19 protein-coding genes are annotated in these 23,307 nt (G+C 69.1%); 4 read left to right on the top strand and 15 right to left on the bottom strand.

The genetic code is table 11. The features are described 5' to 3' along the window. The first annotated feature begins 298 nt into the window (after nucleotides 1-298). Nucleotides 299-1,237, top strand: a complete 939-nt coding sequence (locus JHN63_RS13170; RefSeq protein WP_200679936.1) for a M56 family metallopeptidase — start codon at nucleotides 299-301, stop codon at nucleotides 1,235-1,237. Between the two features lie 779 nt (nucleotides 1,238-2,016). Here the strand turns inward: JHN63_RS13170 and recQ are convergent. Continuing rightward, nucleotides 2,017-4,050 (bottom strand): DNA helicase RecQ, encoded by a 2,034-nt coding sequence (gene recQ, locus JHN63_RS13175; RefSeq protein ID WP_200679938.1) that lies wholly within the window; start codon nucleotides 4,048-4,050, stop codon nucleotides 2,017-2,019. A gap of 254 nt (nucleotides 4,051-4,304) precedes the next feature. On the opposite strand from recQ, the gene JHN63_RS13180 reads away from it, so the two are divergent. Beyond that, a complete protein-coding gene (locus JHN63_RS13180) occupies nucleotides 4,305-4,826 on the top strand; it encodes a hypothetical protein (RefSeq protein WP_200679946.1) in 522 nt (173 codons plus the stop codon). A gap of 58 nt (nucleotides 4,827-4,884) precedes the next feature. Here the strand turns inward: JHN63_RS13180 and nuoN are convergent, their stop codons facing one another. From nuoN to JHN63_RS13250, 14 genes are read right to left on the bottom strand one after another with little or no spacing between them, the layout of a single operon-like run. Continuing rightward, nucleotides 4,885-6,540, bottom strand: coding sequence for an NADH-quinone oxidoreductase subunit NuoN (gene nuoN / locus JHN63_RS13185; RefSeq protein ID WP_200679948.1), 1,656 nt, complete (start codon nucleotides 6,538-6,540; stop codon nucleotides 4,885-4,887). Next, nucleotides 6,537-8,108 carry an NADH-quinone oxidoreductase subunit M gene (locus JHN63_RS13190; RefSeq protein ID WP_200679949.1) on the bottom strand — a complete coding sequence of 524 codons (1,572 nt, stop codon included), beginning with the start codon at nucleotides 8,106-8,108 and terminating at the stop codon, nucleotides 6,537-6,539. The genes nuoN and JHN63_RS13190 overlap by 4 nt, the downstream gene beginning before the upstream one ends. A gap of 5 nt (nucleotides 8,109-8,113) precedes the next feature. Then, entirely contained in the window at nucleotides 8,114-10,009 is a 1,896-nt protein-coding gene (gene nuoL, locus JHN63_RS13195; RefSeq protein WP_200679951.1) for an NADH-quinone oxidoreductase subunit L, read from the bottom strand. Nucleotides 10,010-10,023: 14 nt separating this feature from the next. Beyond that, nucleotides 10,024-10,323: an NADH-quinone oxidoreductase subunit NuoK gene (nuoK, locus tag JHN63_RS13200; protein ID WP_019074282.1), complete on the bottom strand. Its 300-nt coding sequence runs from the start codon at nucleotides 10,321-10,323 to the stop codon at nucleotides 10,024-10,026. Beyond that, nucleotides 10,320-11,165 carry an NADH-quinone oxidoreductase subunit J gene (locus JHN63_RS13205; RefSeq protein ID WP_200679953.1) on the bottom strand — a complete coding sequence of 282 codons (846 nt, stop codon included), beginning with the start codon at nucleotides 11,163-11,165 and terminating at the stop codon, nucleotides 10,320-10,322. The genes nuoK and JHN63_RS13205 overlap by 4 nt, the downstream gene beginning before the upstream one ends. Next, entirely contained in the window at nucleotides 11,162-11,803 is a 642-nt protein-coding gene (nuoI, locus tag JHN63_RS13210) for an NADH-quinone oxidoreductase subunit NuoI (protein ID WP_200679955.1), read from the bottom strand. Before nuoI ends, JHN63_RS13205 begins: the two co-directional genes overlap by 4 nt. After that, nucleotides 11,796-13,166 carry an NADH-quinone oxidoreductase subunit NuoH gene (gene nuoH, locus JHN63_RS13215; protein WP_200679957.1) on the bottom strand — a complete coding sequence of 457 codons (1,371 nt, stop codon included), beginning with the start codon at nucleotides 13,164-13,166 and terminating at the stop codon, nucleotides 11,796-11,798. Before nuoH ends, nuoI begins: the two co-directional genes overlap by 8 nt. After that, entirely contained in the window at nucleotides 13,163-15,667 is a 2,505-nt protein-coding gene (locus JHN63_RS13220) for an NADH-quinone oxidoreductase subunit G (RefSeq protein WP_200679959.1), read from the bottom strand. Before JHN63_RS13220 ends, nuoH begins: the two co-directional genes overlap by 4 nt. After that, the gene (gene nuoF / locus JHN63_RS13225) at nucleotides 15,664-17,010 is read right to left on the bottom strand and encodes an NADH-quinone oxidoreductase subunit NuoF (protein WP_234476526.1); all 1,347 of its coding nucleotides are present in this window, start codon (nucleotides 17,008-17,010) and stop codon (nucleotides 15,664-15,666) included. Before nuoF ends, JHN63_RS13220 begins: the two co-directional genes overlap by 4 nt. Further along, nucleotides 17,010-17,858 (bottom strand): NADH-quinone oxidoreductase subunit NuoE, encoded by an 849-nt coding sequence (gene nuoE / locus JHN63_RS13230; RefSeq protein ID WP_200679963.1) that lies wholly within the window; start codon nucleotides 17,856-17,858, stop codon nucleotides 17,010-17,012. The genes nuoF and nuoE overlap by 1 nt, the downstream gene beginning before the upstream one ends. Continuing rightward, entirely contained in the window at nucleotides 17,855-19,192 is a 1,338-nt protein-coding gene (locus JHN63_RS13235; protein ID WP_200679964.1) for an NADH-quinone oxidoreductase subunit D, read from the bottom strand. Before JHN63_RS13235 ends, nuoE begins: the two co-directional genes overlap by 4 nt. Then, the gene (locus JHN63_RS13240) at nucleotides 19,189-19,923 is read right to left on the bottom strand and encodes an NADH-quinone oxidoreductase subunit C (RefSeq protein WP_200679966.1); all 735 of its coding nucleotides are present in this window, start codon (nucleotides 19,921-19,923) and stop codon (nucleotides 19,189-19,191) included. The genes JHN63_RS13235 and JHN63_RS13240 overlap by 4 nt, the downstream gene beginning before the upstream one ends. Then, nucleotides 19,920-20,474 carry an NADH-quinone oxidoreductase subunit B family protein gene (locus tag JHN63_RS13245; protein WP_007383964.1) on the bottom strand — a complete coding sequence of 185 codons (555 nt, stop codon included), beginning with the start codon at nucleotides 20,472-20,474 and terminating at the stop codon, nucleotides 19,920-19,922. Before JHN63_RS13245 ends, JHN63_RS13240 begins: the two co-directional genes overlap by 4 nt. 13 nt (nucleotides 20,475-20,487) lie before the next feature. Further along, on the bottom strand, nucleotides 20,488-20,847 hold the full coding sequence (locus JHN63_RS13250; RefSeq protein WP_007383963.1) for an NADH-quinone oxidoreductase subunit A: 360 nt from the start codon (nucleotides 20,845-20,847) through the stop codon (nucleotides 20,488-20,490). Nucleotides 20,848-21,592: 745 nt separating this feature from the next. On the opposite strand from JHN63_RS13250, the gene JHN63_RS13255 reads away from it, so the two are divergent. Both JHN63_RS13255 and def read left to right on the top strand, forming a co-directional pair. After that, nucleotides 21,593-22,402, top strand: coding sequence for a C40 family peptidase (locus JHN63_RS13255; RefSeq protein ID WP_200679968.1), 810 nt, complete (start codon nucleotides 21,593-21,595; stop codon nucleotides 22,400-22,402). 259 nt (nucleotides 22,403-22,661) lie between these two features. After that, nucleotides 22,662-23,288, top strand: coding sequence for a peptide deformylase (gene def, locus JHN63_RS13260; protein ID WP_200679970.1), 627 nt, complete (start codon nucleotides 22,662-22,664; stop codon nucleotides 23,286-23,288). The last annotated feature ends 19 nt before the right edge of the window (nucleotides 23,289-23,307 follow it).

The following is a 23,307-nucleotide window of genomic DNA, read 5'->3' on the forward strand; positions in this document are numbered from 1 at the left end:
CGGACGGATCGTGGGCCGGGAGTAGGACGGCGCGTGGCCGACGAGGTGGGTCGTGGGGCGGGAATGAGATGGGGCGCGGCCGACGAGGTGGGTCGTGATACGGAAGTGAGGCGAGCAGCGCGGCCGGTGAGGTGGATCCGGTGCTCGCCGTACACCTGACGTCGGCCGCCCGTGCGGTCATACTGACGGCGGACGGCACACAAGCCGCATCCCCGCCCTCCCCGCCCTCGGGCAAAGCAGCACCCGCACCAGCACCCGCCGTTGTTCCTCCCGCCGACCAGGATCCGGAGCCCGTGGCATGACCGTCTGCCTGCTCCTGCTGAGCGTCGTCGCCCTCTCGGCCGCCGTTCCGGCTCCGCGCGCGCTGACCCGGGCCGTGTGGCCCGAACGGGAACCCGTGGTCGGCCTGTGGGTGTGGCAGTGCCTGGTCGCCACGGTCCTGCTCTGCTGCCTGGCCGCTCTGGTCCTCGGCGCCGCCGCCGTCTTTCACACCGTCCGCGATCATGTCTTCGCCCCCGCTCCACCCGCCGTCACCGCGGCCTACGACCTCTCCGCCGCCCCCGTCTGGGCGGTCGCCCTCACGCTGTCACTGGCGTGCGGGGCCGCCTGGACGACGACGATGCTCGCGCGCGAACTCGCCGAGGCCCGCCGCCGTCGCGGCCAGGCCCGCGCGCATCTGCGCGAGCGCGCCCCCGACCTGCCGGCCGGCCTGCCCCCGGCGCGCGGCCCCCTCCTGGTCCTGGAGGACGAGTACCCGGACGCCTGGTGGATGCCCGGCCACCCGCCCCAACTCGTCGTCACCACAGGCGCCCTGCACCGCCTCACCGGCCACCAGCTCGACGCGGTCCTCACCCATGAGCGCGGTCACGCCCGCGCCCACCACGACTGGCTGCTGCACCTGTCGACCGCGCTGGCCTCGGGTTTCCCCCGCGTCCCCGTATTCGCCCACTTCTGCGACCAGACCCACCGCCTGGTCGAGCTGGCCGCGGACGACACCGCCTCCCGGCAGTGCGGCCACCTCACCACGGCCCTGGCCCTCATCGAACTGAACAACCACCGAGGCGTCCTCTCCTGCGCCTCCAGCCACCGCCTCCTCGGCGAACGAGTGGACCGCCTCCTGGACCCCCGCCCACGACTGGGCCGCCGACGCCGAGCCCTGACAACAACGGTGGCGACCCTGGTCCCCCTGCTGCCCTTGCTGATCGTGTTCGCACCGGGGCTCACGGCCTTGGGCTGAGGGGCTTGGGCTCGCGGCCTTGGCTTAGGAACTTGGGCTGAGAGGCTTGGGCTCACGGCCCTGGGCTCGCGGCCTTGAACTGAGGAGGCTGGACTCACCACCTTGGGCTGAGGAGGCTGGGCCGACGGGCTTGGACTGAGGGGGATCGGGTTCGCGGCCTCGGGCTGAGGAGCCTGGGCTGGCTCCCCGGGCTGAGGGACCCTGGGGCAAGGGTCCCGGAGCTGACGGCCCTGGGCGAAGGCCACGGTAGACACCCCGGACTGAAGCCCCCGGGCTGAGGGCCTTGAGCTCACGGCCCTGGGCTGAGGAGCCTGGACTGACTCCCCGGACTGAGAGGCCTGGGGGCACGGGTCACGGAGCTGACGCCCCTGGGCGAAGGCCGCGGCAGACACCCCGGCCTGAACTCCCGGGCCCACAGCCCCGGTCTGAAGGCCTTGAGGTCACGGCCCTGGGCTGACGAACCCAAACTGACTCCCCGGACTGAGAGGCCTTGAGGCAAGAGTCACGGAGCTGACGCCCCTGGGCGAAGGCCAGGGCAAACACCCCGAACCGAAGCTCCCGGGCTTACAGCCCCGGTCTGAAGGCCCCGGCTGAGACACCTGAGCCAAAGGTCCCGGGATGCACGGTCCCTGGCCCAGGGCCGTACCGGCTCCCCACCCTCGGCCCCGGCCTTACCGCCCCGGGCCCCGACTTACCGCCCTGGGCCAAGCGCCGTACCGAGCCACCTACACCCGGTCCCGGTCCCTCCCCGTGCCCCTACACCCCGGTCCCGACCACCCCTACATCCAATCCTCCGGCTCCGGCTCCTCGTCCATCTCCGGCCAGTAGTCCGCCCCGGGATCAACGTCCTTCGCCGCCCGACCCGACGCGGTTGCCGGCACCTGTGCGGAACCCCCTGCCCCAGCCGGAGGCATCGGTGCCGCGCCCAGCCCCGCCAGTACCCCGATCACACCCTCCCCGTACGTCGCCAGCTTCTTCTCGCCGACCCCGCTGATCTCGCCCAGCTGCCCCACCGACGTGGGCCACACCGTCGCGATCTCCCGGAGCGTGGCGTCGTGGAAGATGACGTACGCCGGAACCCCCTGCTCACGGGCCTGCTCCGCACGCCAGGCGCGCAGGGCCTCGAAGGCGGGCTGCAAGGACGCGGGCAACTCCACCGCCGCGGCCTTCGCCTTGCGCTCACCCCGGCCCGAGGACGACGACCCCGACCGCGAGGCCGCCGGCTTCTTCGGCTCCTTGCGCAACGGCACCTCCCGCTCGCGCCGCAAGACCGTGCCGCTCGCCTCGGTGAGCACCAGCGTGCCGTACTCCCCCTCGACCGCGAGCAGCCCCTGCGCCAGCAACTGCCGTACGACACCCCGCCATTCACCCTCGGCGAGATCCTCACCGATGCCGAACACGGACAACTGGTCATGGTCGAACTGGATCACCTTGGCGGTGCGGCGCCCCATGAGGATGTCGACGATCTGCACCGCGCCGAACTTCTGCCCCCGCTCCCGCTGCAACCGCACCACCGTCGACAGCACCTTCTGCGCGGCGACCGTGCCGTCCCAGGTCTCCGGCGGGGTGAGGCACGTGTCGCAGTTGCCGCAGCCCGCCGCCTGCGGGTCCTGGCCGAAGTAGGCGAGCAGTTGGCCACGCCTGCACTGCGCCGTCTCGCACAGCGCGAGCATCGCCTCCAGGTGGGCGGCGGCCCGGCGGCGGAACGCCTCGTCACCCTCGCTGGACTGGATCATCTTGCGCTGCTGTATGACGTCGTTCAGGCCGTACGCCATCCACGCCGTGGAGGGCGCTCCGTCACGCCCCGCACGCCCCGTCTCCTGGTAGTAGCCCTCCACCGACTTCGGCAGGTCGAGGTGGGCGACGAACCGTACGTCCGGCTTGTCGATGCCCATGCCGAAGGCGATGGTCGCGACGACGACCAGTCCGTCCTCGCGCAGGAACCGTGACTGGTGCGCCGCGCGCGTGCCCGAGTCCAGGCCCGCGTGGTACGGCACCGCCTCGATGCCGTTGCGCGACAGGAACTCGGCGGTCGTGTCGACGGACTTGCGTGACAGGCAGTACACGATGCCCGCGTCGCCCGCGTGCTCCTCGCGCAGGAAGCTCAGCAACTGCTTCTTGGGGTCGGCCTTCGGCACGATCCGGTACTGGATGTTGGGCCGGTCGAAGCTCGCCACGAAATGCCGGGCGCTCGGCATGGTCAGCCGCTGGGTGATCTCCTTGTGCGTCGCGTCCGTGGCCGTCGCCGTGAGCGCGATCCGCGGGACGTCGGGCCAGCGCTCGCCGAGCACGGAGAGGGACAGGTAGTCGGGGCGGAAGTCGTGGCCCCACGAGGACACGCAGTGCGCCTCGTCGATCGCGAACACCGAGATCTTGCCGCGCGAGAGCAGGTTCAGCGTGGCGTCGAGCCGCAGCCGCTCCGGCGCGAGATAGATCAGGTCCAGCTCGCCGGCGAGGAACTCCGCCTCGACCACGCGCCGCTCGTCGAAGTCCTGCGTCGAGTTCATGAACCCGGCGCGCACCCCGAGCGCCCGCAGCGCGTCCACCTGGTCCTGCATGAGCGCGATCAGCGGGGAGACGACGACTCCCGTACCGGGTCTGACCAGGGAGGGAATCTGGTAGCACAGGGACTTGCCGCCGCCGGTCGGCATGAGGACGACGGCGTCGCCGCCCGCCACCACATGCTCGATGACCTCTTCCTGCTCGCCGCGGAAGCTGTCGTAGCCGAAGACCCGGTGGAGCGTGGCCAGCGCCTCGCTCTCGCTCTGTGCCGCCGGCGTCCGTACTTCGGTCGTCACAACCGTCCCGCCCATCCCGTGCATCGCTCGTCCCCCGTACGTCGTCCCTCGACCACTGCGTCCACGATAGGCGTCCGCGCTGACAGCGTCGGAGTTATCCACAGGCTGGTGACGGTGACCGGGTGCGGTCATTCGAATGGCTCCCGTCGCATGGCACGACCGATACGGCCGGAACATGCTGCTCGGGCGGGACCGCGGAGGCCCGCCATGCCCTCGAACGGACGGCGCCGCACGTGTGGACGCCTCCCGAAAGTCCAAGGAGCCCCACCATGTCCTCTCGGACCGCCCTCGCGGTGGCAACCGCCGCCGCCTTCGCGCTGACCGCCGCCCCGGCCCACGCCGCGTCCGACGACCCCGACCCGTCCGTCTGGACCACGCTCAGCAAGACGTACCAGGCCACCTCGAAGTACGGGTACGAGGCGTTCGCCCCGGGCGGCGGCTACGCACGCACCGACACCTGTGTCGCCGACCAGGCCGAGGGCGGCATGGGCTACCACTACGTCAACCCGGCGAACATCGACTCGGTCGATCCGCAGAAGCCGGCGGCCCTGGTGTACGCGGACGGGTTCACGAACGAGTACACGGGCACGTCCAGCGGCGGCCCGCGCAAGCTGGTCGCGGTGGAGTGGGTCGTGAAGGACGCGGGTCAGGCCGCGCCGACGCTGTTCGGGCAGACCTTCCAGAAGAACCAGCTCCCCGGCTACTTCACCCTGCACGCCTGGCTCTACAAGCCCAACTCGGCGGGCCTGTTCGCCGCATGGAATCCCGAGGTCGTCTGCCCCACGGTCTGACCGCACACATGCGAAGGCCCCGGCTCCCTCGAAGGGAACCGGGGCCTTCGGCCTGCGCTCAGCGCACGAACACGCCGGCCTGGTTGGCCAGATGCAGGAAGTACTGCGGGGCCACGCCGAGGACGAGCGTGGCCGCCACGGCCACCCCGATCGTCGCCATGGTCAGCGGGGACGGGACCGCGACGGTGGGACCGTCGGGCCTCGGCTCGCTGAAGAACATGAGCACGATCACGCGGATGTAGAAGAACGCCGCGATGGCGGAGGAGAGCACACCGACCACGACCAGCGGGGCCGCGCCACCGGCCGCCGCCGCCTTGAACACGGCGAACTTCCCGGCGAAACCGGCCGTCAGCGGAATGCCCGCGAAGGACAGCAGGAACACCGCGAAGACGGCCGCGACCAGGGGCGACCTGCGCCCGAGCCCCGCCCACTTCGACAGGTGCGTCGCCTCGCCGCCCGCGTCCCGTACGAGCGTGACGACCGCGAAGGCGCCGATCGTCACGAACGAGTACGCGCCCAGGTAGAAGAGCACGGACGAGACGCCGTCCCGGGTGGTCGCGATGACACCCGCGAGGATGAATCCCGCGTGCGCGATCGACGAGTACGCCAGCAGCCGCTTGATGTCGGTCTGGGTGATCGCGACGATCGCGCCGCCCAGCATCGTGATGATCGCGACGCCCCACATGACGGGCCGCCAGTCCCAGCGCAGGCCCGGCAGCACGACGTAGAGCAGCCGGAGCAGCGCTCCGAAGGCGGCCACCTTGGTCGCGGCGGCCATGAAGCCGGTGACCGGGGTCGGCGCACCCTGGTAGACGTCGGGCGTCCACATGTGGAACGGCACCGCGCCCACCTTGAACAGCAGCCCCATGACGATCATCGCGCCGCCGATGAGCAGCAGCGCGTCGTTGCCCATGGTGTCCGCGAGGGCCGGGTTGACGTTCGTGATGGAGCCGTCGACGACCTGCGCGATCGTGGAGTACGACATCGAGCCCGCGTAGCCGTAGAGCAGCGCGATGCCGAACAGGGTGAACGCGGAGGCGAAGGCGCCCAGGAGGAAGTACTTGACCGCCGCCTCCTGCGAGAGGAGCCGCTTGCGGCGGGCCAGGGCGCACAGGAGGTAGAGCGGGAGCGAGAAGACTTCCAGGGCCACGAACAGGGTCAACAGGTCGTTGGCGGACGGGAAGACGAGCATGCCGGCGACCGCGAAGAGCAGGAGCGGGAACACCTCCGTGGTGGTGAACCCGGCCTTGACCGCGGCCTTCTCGCTGTCGCTGCCGGGCACGGACGCGCCCTGCGCGGCGAAGGAGTCGACCCGGTTGCCGTGCGCCTCGGGGTCGAGGCGCCGCTCGGCGAAGGTGAACAGGCCGACCAGTCCGGAGAGCAGGATCACGCCCTGGAGGAACAGGGACGGTCCGTCGACGGCGATCGCGCCCATGGCCGCGATGTGCGCCTTGGTGGTGCCGTACCCGTCCGCCGCGAGCGCCAGGACCGCCGCGAAGGCGGCACAGAGCGCCACGACGGACACGAACACCTGGGCGTAGTAACGGGACTTGCGCGGGACGAACGCTTCGACCAGCACCCCGATGAGCGCCGCGCCGAGGATGATCAAGGTGGGCGACAATTGCCCGTACTCGATCTTCGGCGTGGGGATCTTCGAGATCGAGTCCGCGGTCGCCGCCGTTGTCCACAGGCTGTGGACGGCTGTTGCGCTCACTTGGCCGCCTCCACCGAGGGCTTGGGATCCTTCTTGTGTACGTCGGACATGGTCTGCTTGACCGCCGGGTTCACGATGTCCGTGATCGGCTTCGGGTAGACGCCCAGGAAGACCAGCAGCACGATCAGCGGGGCGACGACCAGGAGTTCACGCGGTCGCAGGTCCGGCATCGAGGCGACCTCGGGCTTCACCGGGCCGGTCATCGTCCGCTGGTAGAGGACGAGGGTGTACAGCGCGGCCAGGACGATGCCGAAGGTGGCGATGATCCCGATGGCCGGGTAGCGCGAGAACGTGCCCACCAGGACCAGGAACTCGCTCACGAACGGCGCGAGTCCCGGCAGCGAGAGCGTGGCCAGACCGCCGATCAGGAAGGTGCCGGCGAGCACCGGGGCGACTTTCTGCACCCCTCCGTAGTCGGCGATCAGACGCGAGCCGCGCCGCGAGATCAGGAAGCCGGCGACCAGCATCAACGCGGCCGTGGAAATACCGTGGTTGACCATGTAGAGCGTCGCGCCGGACTGGCCCTGGCTGGTCATCGCGAAGATGCCCAGGACGATGAACCCGAAGTGCGAGATCGACGCGTATGCCACCAGCCGCTTGATGTCCCGCTGCCCGACGGCGAGCAGCGCGCCGTAGATGATGCTGATCACGGCGAGGACGAGGATGACGGGCGTCGCCCACTTGCTCGCGTTCGGGAACAGCTGGAGGCAGAAGCGGAGCATCGCGAAGGTGCCGACCTTGTCGACAACTGCCGTGATCAGTACGGCGACCGGCGCGGTGGCCTCGCCCATCGCGTTCGGCAGCCAGGTGTGCAGCGGCCACAGGGGCGCCTTCACCGCGAAGGCGAAGAAGAAGCCCAGGAACAGCCAGCGTTCGGTGTTGGTCGCCATGTGCAGTGTGCCGTTGGCCCGCGCCTGCGCGATCTCCGCGAGCGAGAAGTTCCCGGCCACTACGTAGAGGCCGATCACGGCCGCCAGCATGATGAGCCCGCCGACCAGGTTGTAGAGCAGGAACTTGACCGCCGCGTACGACCGTTGGGTGGCCGCCGCCTCGTCGCCGTGCTCGTGGGCCCGGTCGCCGAAGCCGCCGATGAGGAAGTACATCGGGATCAGCATGGCTTCGAAGAAGATGTAGAAGAGGAAGACGTCGGTGGCCTCGAAGGAGATGATCACCATCGCCTCCACCGCAAGGATGAGGGCGAAGAAGCCCTGGGTGGGCCGCCAGCGCTTGCTGCCGGTCTCCAGGGGGTCGGCGTCGTGCCAGCCGGCCAGGATGACGAACGGGATCAGCAGCGCGGTGAGCCCGATGAGCGCGACCGCGATGCCGTCCACACCCAGCTCGTAGCGGACCCCGAAGTCGGCGATCCAGGCGTGGGACTCGGTGAGTTGGTAGCGGTCGCCGCCCGGGTCGAAGCGCACCAGGATGGTGATGCCCAGCGCGAGCGTGGCCAGCGAGACGAGCAGCGCCAGCCATTTCGCGGCGGTGCGCCGGGCGGCCGGGACGGCGGCCGTGGCCACCGCCCCGAGGGCCGGGAGCGCCGCCGTCGCTGTCAGGAGGGGAAAGGACATCGGTATCAGACCGCCCTCATCAGCAGGGTCGCGGCGACGAGGATGGCCGCACCGCCGAACATCGAGACCGCGTACGACCGCGCGTAGCCGTTCTGCAGCTTGCGCAGCCTTCCGGAGAGGCCGCCCATGGAGGCCGCCGTGCCGTTGACGACGCCGTCGACCAGGGTGTGGTCGACGTAGACCAAGGAGCGGGTGAGGTGCTCGCCGCCGCGCACCAGGACGACGTGGTTGAAGTCGTCCTGGAGGAGGTCGCGGCGGGCGGCCCGGGTGAGCAGCGAGCCGCGCGGGGCGACGGCCGGGACGGTACGGCGCCCGTACTGCGCGTAGGCGATCCCGACGCCGATGACGAGGACGACCATGGTGGCCAGGGTGACCGTCAGGGCGCTGACCGGGGAGTTGCCCTCCTCGTGGCCGGTGATGGGCTCCAGCCAGTGCAGGAAGCGGTCGCCGATGCCGAAGATGCCGCCGGCGAAGACCGATCCGAAGGCCAGCACGATCATCGGGATCGTCATCGTCTTCGGGGACTCGTGCGGGTGCGGTTCGTTGCCGTTCTCGTCGGGCTGCCAGCGCTTCTCGCCGAAGAAGGTCATCAGCATCACGCGCGTCATGTAGTACGCCGTGATGGCCGCGCCCAGCAGGGCCGCGCCGCCGAGGATCCAGCCCTCGGTGCCGCCCTTGGCGAAGGCCGCCTCGATGATCTTGTCCTTGGAGAAGAAGCCGGACAGGCCCGGGAAGCCGATGATGGCGAGGTAGCCGAGGCCGAAGGTGATGAAGGTGACCGGCATGTACTTCCTGAGGCCGCCGTACTTCCTCATGTCGACCTCGTCGTTCATGCCGTGCATGACCGAACCGGCGCCGAGGAAGAGCCCGGCCTTGAAGAAGCCGTGCGTCACCAGGTGCATGATCGCGAAGACGTAGCCGATGGGGCCGAGGCCCGCGGCGAGCACCATGTAGCCGATCTGCGACATCGTCGAGCCGGCGAGGGCCTTCTTGATGTCGTCCTTCGCGCAACCGACGATCGCACCGAACAGGAGCGTGACGGCGCCGACCACGGTGACGACGAGTTGTGCGTCGGGCGCCGCGTTGAAGATCGCTCCGGAGCGGACGATCAGGTACACGCCCGCGGTCACCATGGTCGCCGCGTGGATGAGGGCCGAGACCGGGGTCGGGCCCTCCATCGCGTCGCCGAGCCAGGACTGGAGCGGTACCTGGGCGGACTTGCCGCAGGCGGCGAGCAGCAGCATCAGGGCGATGCCGGTGAGCTTGCCCTCGGAGGCGTCACCGACGTGGCTGAGGACCGGCCCGAAGGCGAAGGTCCCGAACGTGGTGAACATCAGCATGATGGCGATCGACAGGCCCATGTCGCCGACCCGGTTGACCAGGAAGGCCTTCTTCGCGGCGGTGGCCGCGCTGGGCTTGTGCTGCCAGAAGCCGATCAGCAGGTAGGAGGCGAGACCGACGCCCTCCCAACCGACGTACAGAAGCAGGTAGTTGTCGGCGAGGACGAGGATCAGCATCGCCGCGAGGAACAGGTTCAGATAGCCGAAGAAGCGGCGGCGGCGCTCGTCGTGCTCCATGTACCCGACCGAGTACAGGTGGATGAGCGAGCCGACACCGGTGATCAGCAGGACGAAGGTCATCGACAGCTGGTCGAGGCGGAAGGTGACGTCCGCCTGGAAGCCCTCGACGGGGACCCAGGTCCACAGGTGCTGCATGAGCGTCCGGTGCTCGGCGTTCTTCCCCAGCAGGTCGGTGAAGAGGACGACACCGATCACGAAGGAGGCGGACGACAGGAGCGTGCCGATCCAGTGGCCGACGGCATCGAGCCGCCGGCCGCCGCACAGCAGGACGACCGCTCCGAGCAGAGGCGCCGCTACCAGCAGCGCAATCAGGTTCTCCACGATTCAGCGACCCCTCAGAGCTTCATCAGGCTGGCGTCGTCGACCGAGGCCGAGTGGCGGGAACGGAACAGCGACACGATGATCGCGAGCCCGACCACGACCTCCGCGGCGGCGACGACCATCGTGAAGAAGGCGATGACCTGACCGTCGAGATTGCCGTGCATCCGGGAGAAGGTGACGAACGCGAGGTTGCAGGCGTTGAGCATCAGCTCGACGCACATGAACACGACGATCGCGTTCCGCCTGATCAACACGCCGGTGGCGCCGATCGTGAACAACAGGGCGGAGAGATAGAGGTAGTTGACGGGGTTCACTTCGACGCCTCCTCGGTCCGCTTGAGGTTCGCGGGCTCGATCGGGGTCCGCTCCAGGCGCTCCTCGGCGCGCTGCTCCAGGGCCCGCAGATCGCCCAGCGCCTCGCTGGACACGTCACGGATCTGGCCGCGGTCACGGAGCGTCTTGCTGACCGTGAGCTCGGAGGGGGTGCCGTCGGGCAGCAGGCCCTGGACGTCCACCGCGTTGTGCCGGGCGTAGACGCCGGGGGCCGGGAGCGGCGGGACGTGCTTGCCCTCGCGGACGCGCTGTTCGGACAGCTCTCGCTGGGTCTTGGGCCGCTCGGCGCGCTCGCGGTGGGTGAGCACCATGGCGCCGACGGCGGCCGTGATCAGCAGGGCGCCGGTGATCTCGAAGGCGAACACGTACTTCGTGAAGATGAGGGCGGCCAGGCCCTCCACGTTGCCGTTCGCGTTCGCCGTGCCCAGGCCGTCGAACTGGTTGATCGAGGCGTTGCCGATGCCCGCGAAGAGCAGGATGCCGAAGCCGAGCCCACAGAGAAGGGCCAGCCAGCGCTGGCCCTTGATGGTCTCCGTCAGGGAGTCGGCGGCCGTGACGCCGACCAGCATCACCACGAAGAGGAACAGCATCATGATCGCGCCGGTGTAGACGACGATCTGTACGACGCCCAGGAAGTAGGCGCCGTTGGCGAGGTAGAACACCGCCAGGATGATCATGGTCCCGGCGAGGGAGAGGGCGCTGTGCACGGCCCTCTTCATGAGGACGGTGGACAGGGCGCCGATCACCGCGACCGTGCCGAGGATCCAGAACTGGAAGGCCTCGCCGGTGGAGGTGGAGTAGGCGGCGGCGAACTGCGCGCTCATGCCTCCACCCCCTCTTCCTCGGGCTTATCGCTCTTGGGCTTATCGCTCTTGGGCTTCTCGCCCTTGGAGACGGCGACTTGGGGCACCGTGCCGGGCGCGGCCTCCGTCACCAGGCCCCGGTAATAGTCCTGTTCGGTCATCCCCGGGTAGATGGCGTGCGGGCTGTCGACCATGGTGTCGTCGAGGCCGGCCAGCAGCTGTTCCTTGGTGTAGATCAGGTTGGCGCGGCTGCTGTCGGCCAGCTCGAACTCGTTGGTCATCGTCAACGCGCGCGTGGGGCACGCCTCGATGCACAGGCCGCACAGGATGCAGCGGGCGTAGTTGATCTGGTAGACGCGGCCGTACCGCTCGCCCGGCGAGTAGCGCTCCTCGTCGGTGTTGTCGGCGCCCTCCACATAGATGGCGTCGGCGGGGCAGGCCCAGGCGCACAGCTCGCAGCCGACGCACTTCTCCAGGCCGTCCGGATGGCGGTTGAGCTGGTGCCGTCCGTGGAACCGGGGGGCTGTGGTCTTCTGCTGCTCCGGGTACTGCTCGGTCAGCCGCTTCTTGAACATGGCCTTGAAGGTCACGCCGAAGCCGGCCACGGGGTTCTGGAAGCCAGGCTTCGTCTGCCCGGTCTCCTTTGGCTCCTCAGCCATCGGACGCCTCCTTTCCATCCAGAGATCCGTCACTGCCAGTGTCCGACCCACCACTGACAATCAACTCCCGCTCGCGGCGCGAGGGGCGCCGCGGCACCGGCGGCAACTCCTGTCCCGGCAGCGGCGGTACGGGGAATCCGCCCGCCATCGCGTCGAACCCGGCGGGTTCCTCGACCGGTCGCGCGTCCTCGTTCGCCTTCTGGCGGAACATGTCCGCGATGAAGGACAGCAACAGCAGGACGAGCACACCGCCGCCGATGTAGAGGGCGATGTCGGCGAAGTCGTAGTTCTCGTTCTTGAGGGTCCGCACGGTCGCGACGAGCATCAGCCAGACCACGGAGACCGGGATGAGGACCTTCCAGCCGAGCTTCATCAACTGGTCGTAGCGCACGCGCGGGAGCGTGCCGCGCAGCCAGATGAAGAAGAAGAGCAGCAACTGGACCTTGACGACGAACCAGAGCATCGGCCACCAGCCGTGGTTCGCGCCCTCCCAGAAGGAGCTGATCGGCCACGGGGCCCGCCAGCCGCCCAGGAAGAGCGTGGTCGACACCGCGGAGACCGTCACCATGTTCACGTACTCGGCGAGCATGAAGAGCGCGAACTTGATGGACGAGTACTCGGTGTTGAAGCCGCCGACCAGGTCGCCCTCGGACTCGGGCATGTCGAAGGGGGCACGGTTGGTCTCGCCGACCATCGTGATGATGTAGATGATGAAGGAGACCGGCAGCAGGATGATGTACCAGCGGTCGTGCTGTTGTTCAACGATCGTCGACGTCGACATCGACCCGGAGTAGAGGAACACCGAGGCGAACGCTGCGCCCATCGCGATCTCGTAGGAGATCATCTGCGCGCAGGAGCGCAGGCCGCCGAGGAGCGGATAGGTGGAGCCGGAGCTCCAGCCCGCCAGGACGATGCCGTAGATGCCGACCGAGGCGACCGCGAGGATGTAGAGCATCGCGATCGGCAGGTCGGTGAGCTGCATCGTGGTGCGGTGGCCGAAGATCGACACCTCGTTGTCGGCGGGCCCGAAGGGGATCACCGCGATCGCCATGAAGGCCGGGATGGCCGCGATGATCGGCGCGAGGATGTAGACCACCTTGTCCGCGCGCTTGACGATCAGGTCTTCCTTGAGCATCAGCTTCACGCCGTCGGCGAGCGACTGGAGCATGCCCCAGGGGCCGTGCCGGTTGGGGCCGATGCGCAACTGCATCCAGGCGACGACCTTGCGCTCCCAGACGATCGAGAACAGCACGGTGATCATCAGGAAGGCGAAGCAGAACACCGCCTTGACGACGACCAGCCACCAGGGGTCGCGGCCGAACATGGAGAGGTCTTCGGCAGCGAGGTACGGGTACGGGCTCATGCCTCCACCTCCTTGGGGGCCTCGCCCGCGAGCGTGGCCGGGCCGATGCGGACGAGTGCGCCGGGCAGCGCCCCGGTGTCGGAGGCGACGCCCCCGCCGGTGGAGTTCAGCGGGAGCCAGACCACCCGGTCGGGCATCTCCGTGATCCGCAGCGGGAGTTCGACGGTGCCGGACGTGCCGGTCACGGCCAGGGCGTCGCCGTTCTTGACGCCCGCCTCTGCGGCCGTGGCGGCCGACACGCGCGCGTGGGCGGCGTGCCGGGTACCGGCGAGTGCGTCGTCGCCCTCCTGGAGCGCGCCCTGGTCGAGCAGCAGCCGGTGCCCGGCGAGCACGGCCTCCCCGGCGGCCGGCCGGGGCAGCACGCCCGCGGTCTCCAGCGGATCGGAGGCCCGCGGCCCGTCCCAGGCACCCAGCCGGTCCAACTCCGCGCGCGTGGTGCGCAGATCGGGCAGTCCCAGGTGGACGTCCATGGCGTCGGCCAGCATGTGCAGCACGCGCGCGTCGGTGGGCGCGAGGGTGCGGGTCATCTGGTCGGGCTTGAGCGCGGCGTCGAAGAAGCGGACCCGGCCCTCCCAGTTGAGGAAGGCGCCCGCCTTCTCGGCGACCGCCGCGACCGGAAGGACGACGTCGGCGTGTTCGGTGACCTCGCTGGGCCGCAGTTCGAGCGACACCAGGAAGCCCACTTCGTGAAGTGCCGCACGCGTGCGTGCCGGGTCGGGCAGATCGCCCGCCTCCACACCGGCGACGAGCAGCGCCCGGAGTTCACCACCGGCGGCGGCCTCGACGATCTGGCCGGCGTCGCGCCCGTAGCGGTGCGGGAGTTCGGCGACGCCCCAGGCGACGGCAACCTCCTCACGCGCGCGCGGGTCGGTGGCCGGACGTCCGCCCGGCAGCAGCGACGGCAGCGCACCCGCCTCGATCGCGCCCCGTTCCCCGGCCCGGCGCGGAATCCACACCAGCCGGGCACCGGTCGCGAACGCGGCCCGTACGGCGGCGGTGAGCCCCCCGGCGACGGCGGCCAGCCGCTCGCCTACGACGATCACCGCGCCCTCGGTGCGCAGCGCCTCGGAGGCGCGGGCACCGTCGTCCTCCAGGCCGAACCCGCTGGCGAGCGCGTCCAGCCACTCGGTCTCGGTGCCGGGAGCGGCCGGCAGCAGGGTGCCGCCCGCCTTCTCCAGGCCGCGCGTGGCGTGGGTGGCGAGCGAGAACACCCGCTGCCCGTGCGTGCGCGAGGCCTTCCGCAGCCGAAGGAAGACGCCGGGCGCCTCCTCCTCGGACTCGAACCCGACCAGCAGAACGACGGGGGCCTTCTCCAGGGAGGTGTACGTGACACCGCCGCCGTCGAGGTCCCGGCCGCGTCCGGCGACCCGGGCGGCCAGGAAGTCGGCCTCCTCGCTGCTGTGCACGCGCGCGCGGAAGTCGATGTCGTTCGTGTCGAGCGCCACGCGCGCGAACTTGCTGTACGCGTAGGCGTCCTCGATGGTGAGCCGGCCGCCGGTGAGGACACCGGTGCGGCCCCGCGCGGCCGACAGGCCCTGCGCGGCGGCCTCCAGGGCCTCCGGCCAGGACGCGGGCTCCAGGACGCCGTCCGCGTTGCGCACCAGGGGCGTCTGCAGCCGGTCGCGCTGCTGCGCGTACCGGAAGCCGAAGCGCCCCTTGTCGCAGATCCACTCCTCGTTGACCTCGGGGTCGACGGCGGCCAGGCGCCGCATGACCTTGCCGCGCCGGTGGTCGGTGCGGGTCGCGCAGCCCCCGGAGCAGTGCTCGCACACGGAGGGCGTGGAGACCAGGTCGAAGGGGCGGGAGCGGAATCGGTACGCCGCCGAGGTGAGCGCGCCCACCGGGCAGATCTGGATGGTGTTCCCGGAGAAGTACGACTCGAAGGGGTCGCCCTCACCGGTGCCGACCTGTTGCAGCGCGCCCCGCTCCAGCAGCTCGATCATCGGGTCGCCCGCGATCTGGTTGGAGAAGCGGGTGCAGCGGGCGCACAGCACGCACCGTTCGCGGTCGAGCAGCACCTGGGTGGAGATCGGGAGCGGCTTCTCGTAGGTCCGCTTCCTGCCCTCGAAGCGGGACTCGGCGTTGCCGTGCGACATGGCCTGGTTCTGCAGGGGGCATTCGCCGCCCTTGTCGCAGACCGGGCAGTCCAGCGGGTGGTTGATGAGGAGCAGTTCCATCACACCGTGCTGGGCCTTCTCGGCCACGGGCGAGCTGAGCTGGGTCTTGACGACCATGCCGTCCGTGCACGTGATCGTGCAGGACGCCATCGGTTTGCGCTGGCCCTCGACCTCGACGATGCACTGACGGCAGGCGCCGACCGGGTCGAGGAGAGGATGGTCGCAGAACCGGGGGATCTCGATGCCGAGTTGCTCGGCGGCGCGGATGACCAGGGTGCCCTTGGGCACGCTGATCTCGGCGCCGTCGATGGTCAGCGAGACGAGATCTTCCGGCGGGACCGCCGCCTCTCCCCCACCGGAGGGAGCGCTCGTGGTCACCGTCATGCGTTCACCTCCGTGCGGTCGGCCCAGGCCGTGGACTTGGCCGGGTCGAAGGGGCAGCCCCGGCCCGTGATGTGCTGCTCGTACTCCTCGCGGAAGTACTTGAGCGAGGAGAAGATCGGCGAGGCGGCGCCGTCGCCGAGGGCGCAGAAGGACTTGCCGTTGATGTTGTCGGCGATGTCGTTCAGCTTGTCGAGGTCGGCCATGGCGCCCTTGCCGGCCTCGATGTCGCGCAGCAACTGCACGAGCCAGTACGTCCCTTCACGGCACGGTGTGCACTTGCCGCAGGACTCGTGGGCGTAGAACTCGGTCCAGCGGGTGACGGCACGCACGACGCAGGTCGTCTCGTCGAAACATTGCAGAGCCTTGGTGCCGAGCATGGAACCCGCGGCACCCACTCCTTCGTAATCAAGAGGGACGTCGAGGTGCTCGTCGGTGAACATCGGCGTGGAAGACCCGCCCGGCGTCCAGAACTTGAGGCGATGCCCGGCCCGCATGCCGCCGCTCATGTCGAGCAGTTGGCGCAGTGTGATGCCGAGCGGCGCCTCGTACTGACCGGGACTGGTGACATGGCCGCTGAGCGAGTAGAGCGTGAAGCCCGGAGACTTCTCGCTGCCCATCGACCTGAACCATTCCTTGCCTTTTTGCAGAATGGCGGGAACTGACGCGATCGACTCGACGTTATTCACCACAGTCGGGCACGCATAGAGGCCCGCGACCGCAGGGAAAGGGGGACGGAGCCGCGGTTGACCACGGCGGCCTTCGAGCGAGTCGAGCAGTGCGGTCTCCTCACCGCAGATGTACGCGCCCGCACCCGCGTGCACGGTGAGCTGGAGGTCGAGTCCGCTGCCCAGGATGTTCTCGCCGAGGAAGCCCTCCGCGTAGGCCTCGCGCACGGCCTCGTGCAACCGCCGCAATACGGGGACGACTTCACCACGCAGATAGATGAAGGCATGCGAAGACCTGATGGCATAGCACGCGATGACAATGCCCTCGATGAGGCTGTGCGGGTTCGCGAAGAGGAGCGGGATGTCCTTACAGGTCCCGGGCTCCGACTCGTCGGCGTTGACAACTAGATAGTGCGGTTTTCCATCCCCTTGAGGAATGAATTGCCATTTCATTCCGGTGGGGAAGCCGGCGCCACCGCGACCGCGCAGACCGGAGTCCTTCACATACGCGATGAGGTCGTCCGGCGACATGGCGAGCGCCTTGCGGAGCCCCTCGTATCCCTCGTGCCTTCGGTACGTGTCCAGAGTCCAGGACTCGTCCTCGTCCCAGAAGGCCGACAGCACGGGTGCGAGCAGCTTCTCGGGGCTGTGGTCTTTCAGTTCGGGTGCCAAGGTCATCACTCCCCCTCCTCGGCGACAGGCCCCGCCGGGTGGGCGGGGTCGGAGGCCGACGTGTCCTGCGGCGCATCGTGCGAACTGAGGTGCTCGGTCGGCGGCTCGTCCTGCGGAGCACCGGAGCCCCGCGGATGGACCACGCGCGCGGGTGCGGTCTCTCCCCTGGCCAGGCGGAGGCCCACCAGCGACGCGGGTCCCGCACCGCCGCTCGCCCCGACGGCCCCGGGCCGCTCGTCGGGGAAGCCGGCGAGGATCCGCGCGGTCTCCTTGAAGGTGCACATCGGCGCCCCGCGCGTGGGCTCCACGGGTGCGCCCGAGCGCAGGTCGTCGACGAGGCGACGGGCGCTGGCGGGGGTCTGGTTGTCGAAGAACTCCCAGTTCACCATCACCACCGGCGCGAAGTCGCAGGCCGCGTTGCACTCGATGTGCTCCAGGGTGACCTTGCCGTCGCCGGTGGTCTCACCGTTGCCGACGCCCAGGTGCTCCTGGAGGGACTCGAAGATGGCGTCGCCGCCCATCACCGCGCACAACGTGTTGGTGCAGACGCCGACCTGGTAGTCGCCGCTGGGCCGACGCCGGTACATCGAGTAGAAGGTCGCCACGGCGGCGACCTCCGCCGTCGTCAGCTCCAGCAGATCCGCGCAGAACTGCTGCCCGGTGCGCGTGACATGGCCTTCCTCCGCCTGCACGAGGTGCAGCAGCGGCAGGAGGGCCGAGCGGGAGTCCGGGTAGCGGGCGATGATCTCCCGCCCGTCGGCCTCCAGCCGGGCCCGGACGTCGTCCGGGTAGGCGGGCGCGGGCAGTTGGGGCATGCCCAGACTGACGCCCTGCTCCGAAGAACTGGTGGTCACCGGTCGACGCCTCCCATCACGGGATCGATGGACGCGACGGCGACGATGACGTCGGCGACCTGGCCGCCCTCGCACATCGCCGCCATGGCCTGAAGGTTGGTGAAGGACGGGTCCCTGAAGTGGACCCGGTAGGGGCGGGTGCCTCCGTCGGACACGGCGTGCACCCCGAGTTCACCCTTGGGCGACTCGACCGCCGCGTACGCCTGTCCCGGCGGCACGCGGAAGCCTTCGGTCACCAGCTTGAAGTGGTGGATCAGGGCCTCCATGGAGGTGCCCATGATCTGCTTGATGTGGTCGAGCGAGTTGCCCAACCCGTCCGGCCCGAGCGCGAGTTGGGCGGGCCAGGCGATCTTCTTGTCGGCGACCATGACCGGGCCGGGCTGCAGCCGGTCCAGGCACTGCTCGACGATCCGCAGCGACTGGCGCATCTCCTCGAGCCGGATGAGGAAGCGGCCGTAGGAGTCGCAGGTGTCGGCGGTCGGGATGTCGAAGTCGTAGGTCTCGTAGTCGCAGTAGGGCTGCGCCTTGCGCAGGTCGTGCGGGAGACCGGTGGAGCGCAGGATCGGGCCGGTGGCGCCGAGGGCCATGCAACCGGCCAGGTCGAGGTAACCGACGTCCTGCATACGGGCCTTGAAGATGGGGTTCCCGGTGGCGAGCTTGTCGTACTCCGGGAGGTTCTTCTTCATCTTCTTCACGAACTCGCGGATCTGGTCCACCGCGCCGGGCGGCAGGTCCTGGGCGAGTCCGCCGGGGCGGATGTACGCGTGGTTCATCCGCAGGCCCGTGACGAGCTCGTAGATGTCGAGAATCATTTCACGATCGCGGAATCCGTAGATCATGATCGTGGTGGCGCCGAGTTCCATGCCGCCGGTGGCGATGCACACCAGGTGGGAGGAGAGCCGGTTCAGCTCCATCAGGAGCACCCGGATGATCTTCGCCCGCTCGGTGATCTGGTCCTCGACGCCGAGGAGTTTCTCGACGGCGAGACAGTAGGCGGTCTCGTTGAAGAAGGACGTCAGATAGTCCATGCGCGTCACGAACGTGGTGCCCTGTGTCCACGTCCGGTACTCGAGGTTCTTCTCGATACCGGTGTGGAGGTAGCCGATGCCGCAGCGGGCCTCGGTGACCGTCTCGCCGTCGATCTCCAGGATCAGACGGAGCACACCGTGTGTGGAGGGGTGCTGGGGCCCCATGTTGACGACGATGCGCTCGTCGTCGGCCCGGGCCGCGGACTGGACGACCTCGTCCCAGTCGCCACCGGTGACCGTATATACGGTCCCCTCGGTGGTCTCGCGCGCCGAGGCGGCCGAAGCGGATGCTGACTGCGTGCTCACGAGTACGACCTCCGCTGGTCCGGAGCCGGGATCTGGGCGCCCTTGTACTCGACGGCGATGCCGCCGAGGGGGTAATCCTTGCGCTGCGGGTGGCCCGGCCAGTCGTCCGGCATCATGATCCGCGTCAGCGCCGGGTGACCGTCGAAGACGATGCCGAAGAAGTCGTAGGTCTCGCGCTCGTGCCAGTCGTTGGTCGGATAGACCGCGACCAGTGACGGGATGTGCGGATCGCTGTCCGGGGCGCTGACTTCGAGGCGGATCAGCCGGTTGTGGGTGATCGAGCGCAGGTGGTAGACGGCGTGCAGCTCGCGGCCCTTGTCGTGCAGGTAGTGGACCGCGCTGACGCCGGTGCAGAGTTCGAAGCGCAGGGCCGGGTCGTCGCGCAGGGTCTGGGCGACGCGGACCAGGTGCTCGCGTTCGATGTGGAAGGTGAGTTCGTCCCGGTCGACGACCGTCTTCTCGATCGCGTTGTCGGGCAGCAGGCCCTGTTCCTCCAGGGCGCCCTCCAACTCGTCGGCGACCTCGTCGAACCAGCCGCCGTAGGGCCGGCTCGCGGCTCCCGGCAGGCGGACCGAGCGGACCAGGCCGCCGTAACCGGACGTGTCACCACCGTTGTTGGCGCCGAACATGCCGCGCTGGACGCGGATCTCCTCACCGCCGTCCCCGCGTTGGCCGGGGAGGTTGGACCCGGCGAGGTCCTTCTCGGGGTTGGTGCCGTTCGCGTCGCTCACCGCAGCAGGCCCTTCATCTCGATGGTGGGCAGTGCCTTGAGCGCCGCCTCCTCCGCCTCACGGGCCGCCTCCTCGGCGTTCACGCCGAGCTTGGAGGACTGGATCTTCTGGTGGAGCTTGAGGATCGCGTCCATCAGCATCTCGGGCCGTGGCGGGCAGCCCGGGAGGTAGATGTCGACCGGGACGATGTGGTCGACGCCCTGCACGATCGCGTAGTTGTTGAACATGCCGCCCGACGAGGCGCAGACGCCCATGGAGATGACCCACTTGGGGTTCGGCATCTGGTCGTAGACCTGGCGCAGCACCGGCGCCATCTTCTGGCTGACCCGGCCCGCGACGATCATCAGGTCCGCCTGGCGGGGAGATCCGCGGAAGACCTCCATGCCGAAGCGGGCCAGGTCGTAGCGTCCGGCGCCCGTCGTCATCATCTCGATGGCGCAGCAGGCGAGGCCGAACGTGGCCGGGAAGACGGATGCCTTGCGCACCCAGCCCGCGGCCTGCTCGACGGTGGTCAGCAGGAATCCGCTCGGCAGCTTTTCTTCGAGTCCCATGGTCTAAGGCCCCTCAGTCCCATTCCAGGCCGCCGCGCCGCCATACGTACGCGTACGCGACGAAGACGGTGAGCACGAAGAGCAACATCTCCACGAGCCCGAAAACACCCAGGGCGTCGAAGGTGACGGCCCAGGGGTAGAGGAAGACGATCTCGATGTCGAAGACGATGAAGAGCATCGCCGTCAGGTAGTACTTGATGGGGAAGCGCCCGCCGCCGGCCGGCGTGGGGGTCGGCTCGATGCCGCACTCGTACGCTTCGAGCTTGGCCCGGTTGTACCGCTTCGGACCGATCAGCGTGGCCATGACCACGGAGAAGATCGCAAAGCCTGCCCCGAGGGCTCCCAGTACGAGGATGGGCGCATACGCGTTCACCGCTCCTCGCTCCTCTCAGTCGGCACTGACTGCTGGCGATGGCATCGGGTCCGCTTCCGCCTCACGCGCCGCTCAAACCCCGTTCGTCCCAACGAAGATCGCGAACATGTGAAGCAGGTCACAAGCCCAACTGCCTCGCATCTTATGCCCGGCGCTCTGTGATCTGCGACACGGGGTATTACACAAGCTTTGTGATCTCCACCACCTGACGGTGGATCATCAAGCCGAGCGGGCGGCGATCTTCGCACGCGAAGCGTCCGCATGATCACCGGAGGTGACATTTCCGCTCGTCATCGCAGGCCGGGAAGGGCGTCTCAATATCAAGAGGCTTCCCTTGCATGCAAATTGGAGTTGGACGGGGCGGCTTGATAGTGGAGGCCCATTCACACATCAGGGGGAGGCGCGCGGCGCGATGTGGACGCGTGCACACGTTCACGAAGTCACCCGTCGGCGGTACCCACGCGAGACGCTCGCATTCCGGTAACCGTTCCGTGACCTGCGCCACACTCATGAGAGGCGCATGAGAACCGGGCTTGGCCACCTGTCCCAACCAGTGGTAGTCGTCCGGCAATTCGGGCGTAACGACGAAAGCCCGTGATCACGGGCCTGATCGGGCAGGTCCGCAATGTCCGTTACGGCGTCAATAAGGAACGGCACACCCGAAGTTCGTGGTCCCCGTTGAACAATTGTGGCGCAGCACACGTTTCTTGAAGGTATGGAGGAGTCCCTGATACCGGTTGGTCTCATGTCCCACACCGCTCACATACGCAGCCACCGGAAACCCCGCCGCAGCGCGACGACGAACATCGCCGTGCGTGCCGGAGTTGCCGGTGGCGTTCTCAGCATGGCGGCGGCTGGTGCAGCCTCGGCCAACGCTGCCGAGACGACGCAGACCCTGCAACTGCCCACCCTGACCGCCGACCTGTCCGCACAGGTCGCCCAGTCCGCCGAGGCCACGCAGCAGGCCGCGGCGAACTACCAGCTGCAGGCCGAGCGCGACACGGCGGCCGCAAACGCCGCGAAGCAGGCCAAGGCGGACCTCGCGGACGCCAAGAAGAAGGCGGAGGCCAAGAAGAAGGCCCAGGAGACCGCTCGTAAGGACGCTGCGGCCCGCGCCGCGTCGCGCAGCGCCGAGAGGACCACCCTGGCCTCTGCTGCGACCACGAGCGCCTCCACGAGCACGTCCTCGTCGACGGCGACCGGTTCGGCCGCGGCCGTCGTGGCCTTCGTGAAGGCCCAGATCGGCAAGTCCTATGTCCTGGGCGCCACCGGCCCCAGCGCCTACGACTGCTCCGGGCTCGTCGGGGCCGCGTTCAAGCAGGTCGGCATCAGCCTGCCGCGCGTCTCCCAGGACCAGTCGACCGCCGGTACTCAGGTGTCCCTGAGCAACCTTCAGGCCGGCGACATCCTGTACTGGGGCAGCGCGGGCAGCGCCTACCACGTGGCGGTGTACGTGGGCGACGGCATGTTCGTCGGCGCGCAGAATCCCTCCACCGGCATCGTGGAGCGCCCGCTCTCCTACGACATGCCGACCGGTGCGGTGCGGGTGCTCTGAGCCCGCGCACGACGCCGTGAGCATGGGACCGTTGCCTCGGGGGCAGCGGTCCCCTCGGCGTACCCCGAGCAGGCTCCACGCTCTCCGGGCGTCCCTGGCACGGCTCTCCGGGCGTCCCTGGCACCGGAGTTCGCGGCTTCGTCACCGGAGTTCGCCGCTTTCCTACCGGAGTTCGCGGCTTCCCTGAAAGGCTCTTCTCTCAAGGTTCTTCAGTTCGGCTGACCACACAGCCGGACGCCAAACCCGAGGAGAGCAAGTCATGCCACGTGTCTTCGTCCAGGGCAGCCCCGTCGACTCCTACCCCCGCCCCGCACCCGAGGCCGGACGCGGCCGCGTGCGGCGCGTCACCGAGGTCGGTGAAGAGGTCCTGCACCGGCCGAGCCGGGACGTCACCGAGTTCGGGCCCGATCTCGCCGCGCTCATCGACGACATGTTCCTCACCATGTACGTCGCCGACGGAGCGGGCCTGGCGGCCAACCAAGTGGGCGTGGATCTGCGCCTGTTCGTGTACGACTGCCCCGACGACGACGGTGTCCGACATGTCGGACACATCGTCAACCCGGTCCTCGACCCGCTCGACCCGGCCGGGCGCCGGCTGCTCGACGAGGGCGAGGGGTGCCTGTCGGTGCCGGGCGCCGTGATGGACGTACCGCGTCCCGACCGGGCCGTGGTGCGCGGGCTCGACAAGGACGGCGACGCGCTTGTGATCGAAGGCACGGGCTACTTCGCGCGCTGCCTCGCGCACGAGACCGACCACGTCAACGGCCAGGTCTATCTGGACCGCCTCTCCAAGCGGGACCGCAAGGAGGCGCTGCGGCAGGTGGCGGACCGGCGGGACGAGGTGTTCGCCCGCCGGGCCGCCAAGACGGCCGCGCTCAGCGGCTGATCGCGCCCAAGCCCCAAGG

Origin of the sequence: Streptomyces sp. MBT65 (assembly GCF_016612545.1) — a bacterium.
Lineage (GTDB): Bacteria > Actinomycetota > Actinomycetes > Streptomycetales > Streptomycetaceae > Streptomyces.

What these genes read in the sequence shown, in the direction of transcription:
- nuoI (WP_200679955.1), bottom strand. Translation starts at nt 11,803, where the DNA reads ATGGCTGAGGAGCCAAAGGAGACCGGGCAGACGAAGCCTGGCTTCCAG.
- JHN63_RS13255 (WP_200679968.1), top strand. Translation starts at nt 21,593, where the DNA reads ATGTCCCACACCGCTCACATACGCAGCCACCGGAAACCCCGCCGCAGC.
- JHN63_RS13190 (WP_200679949.1), bottom strand. Translation starts at nt 8,108, where the DNA reads ATGTCCTTTCCCCTCCTGACAGCGACGGCGGCGCTCCCGGCCCTCGGG.
- JHN63_RS13245 (WP_007383964.1), bottom strand. Translation starts at nt 20,474, where the DNA reads ATGGGACTCGAAGAAAAGCTGCCGAGCGGATTCCTGCTGACCACCGTC.
- def (WP_200679970.1), top strand. Translation starts at nt 22,662, where the DNA reads ATGCCACGTGTCTTCGTCCAGGGCAGCCCCGTCGACTCCTACCCCCGC.
- recQ (WP_200679938.1), bottom strand. Translation starts at nt 4,050, where the DNA reads ATGGGCGGGACGGTTGTGACGACCGAAGTACGGACGCCGGCGGCACAG.
- nuoF (WP_234476526.1), bottom strand. Translation starts at nt 17,010, where the DNA reads ATGACCTTGGCACCCGAACTGAAAGACCACAGCCCCGAGAAGCTGCTC.
- JHN63_RS13205 (WP_200679953.1), bottom strand. Translation starts at nt 11,165, where the DNA reads ATGAGCGCGCAGTTCGCCGCCGCCTACTCCACCTCCACCGGCGAGGCC.
- JHN63_RS13220 (WP_200679959.1), bottom strand. Translation starts at nt 15,667, where the DNA reads ATGACGGTGACCACGAGCGCTCCCTCCGGTGGGGGAGAGGCGGCGGTC.
- JHN63_RS13170 (WP_200679936.1), top strand. Translation starts at nt 299, where the DNA reads ATGACCGTCTGCCTGCTCCTGCTGAGCGTCGTCGCCCTCTCGGCCGCC.
- JHN63_RS13180 (WP_200679946.1), top strand. Translation starts at nt 4,305, where the DNA reads ATGTCCTCTCGGACCGCCCTCGCGGTGGCAACCGCCGCCGCCTTCGCG.
- nuoH (WP_200679957.1), bottom strand. Translation starts at nt 13,166, where the DNA reads ATGAGCCCGTACCCGTACCTCGCTGCCGAAGACCTCTCCATGTTCGGC.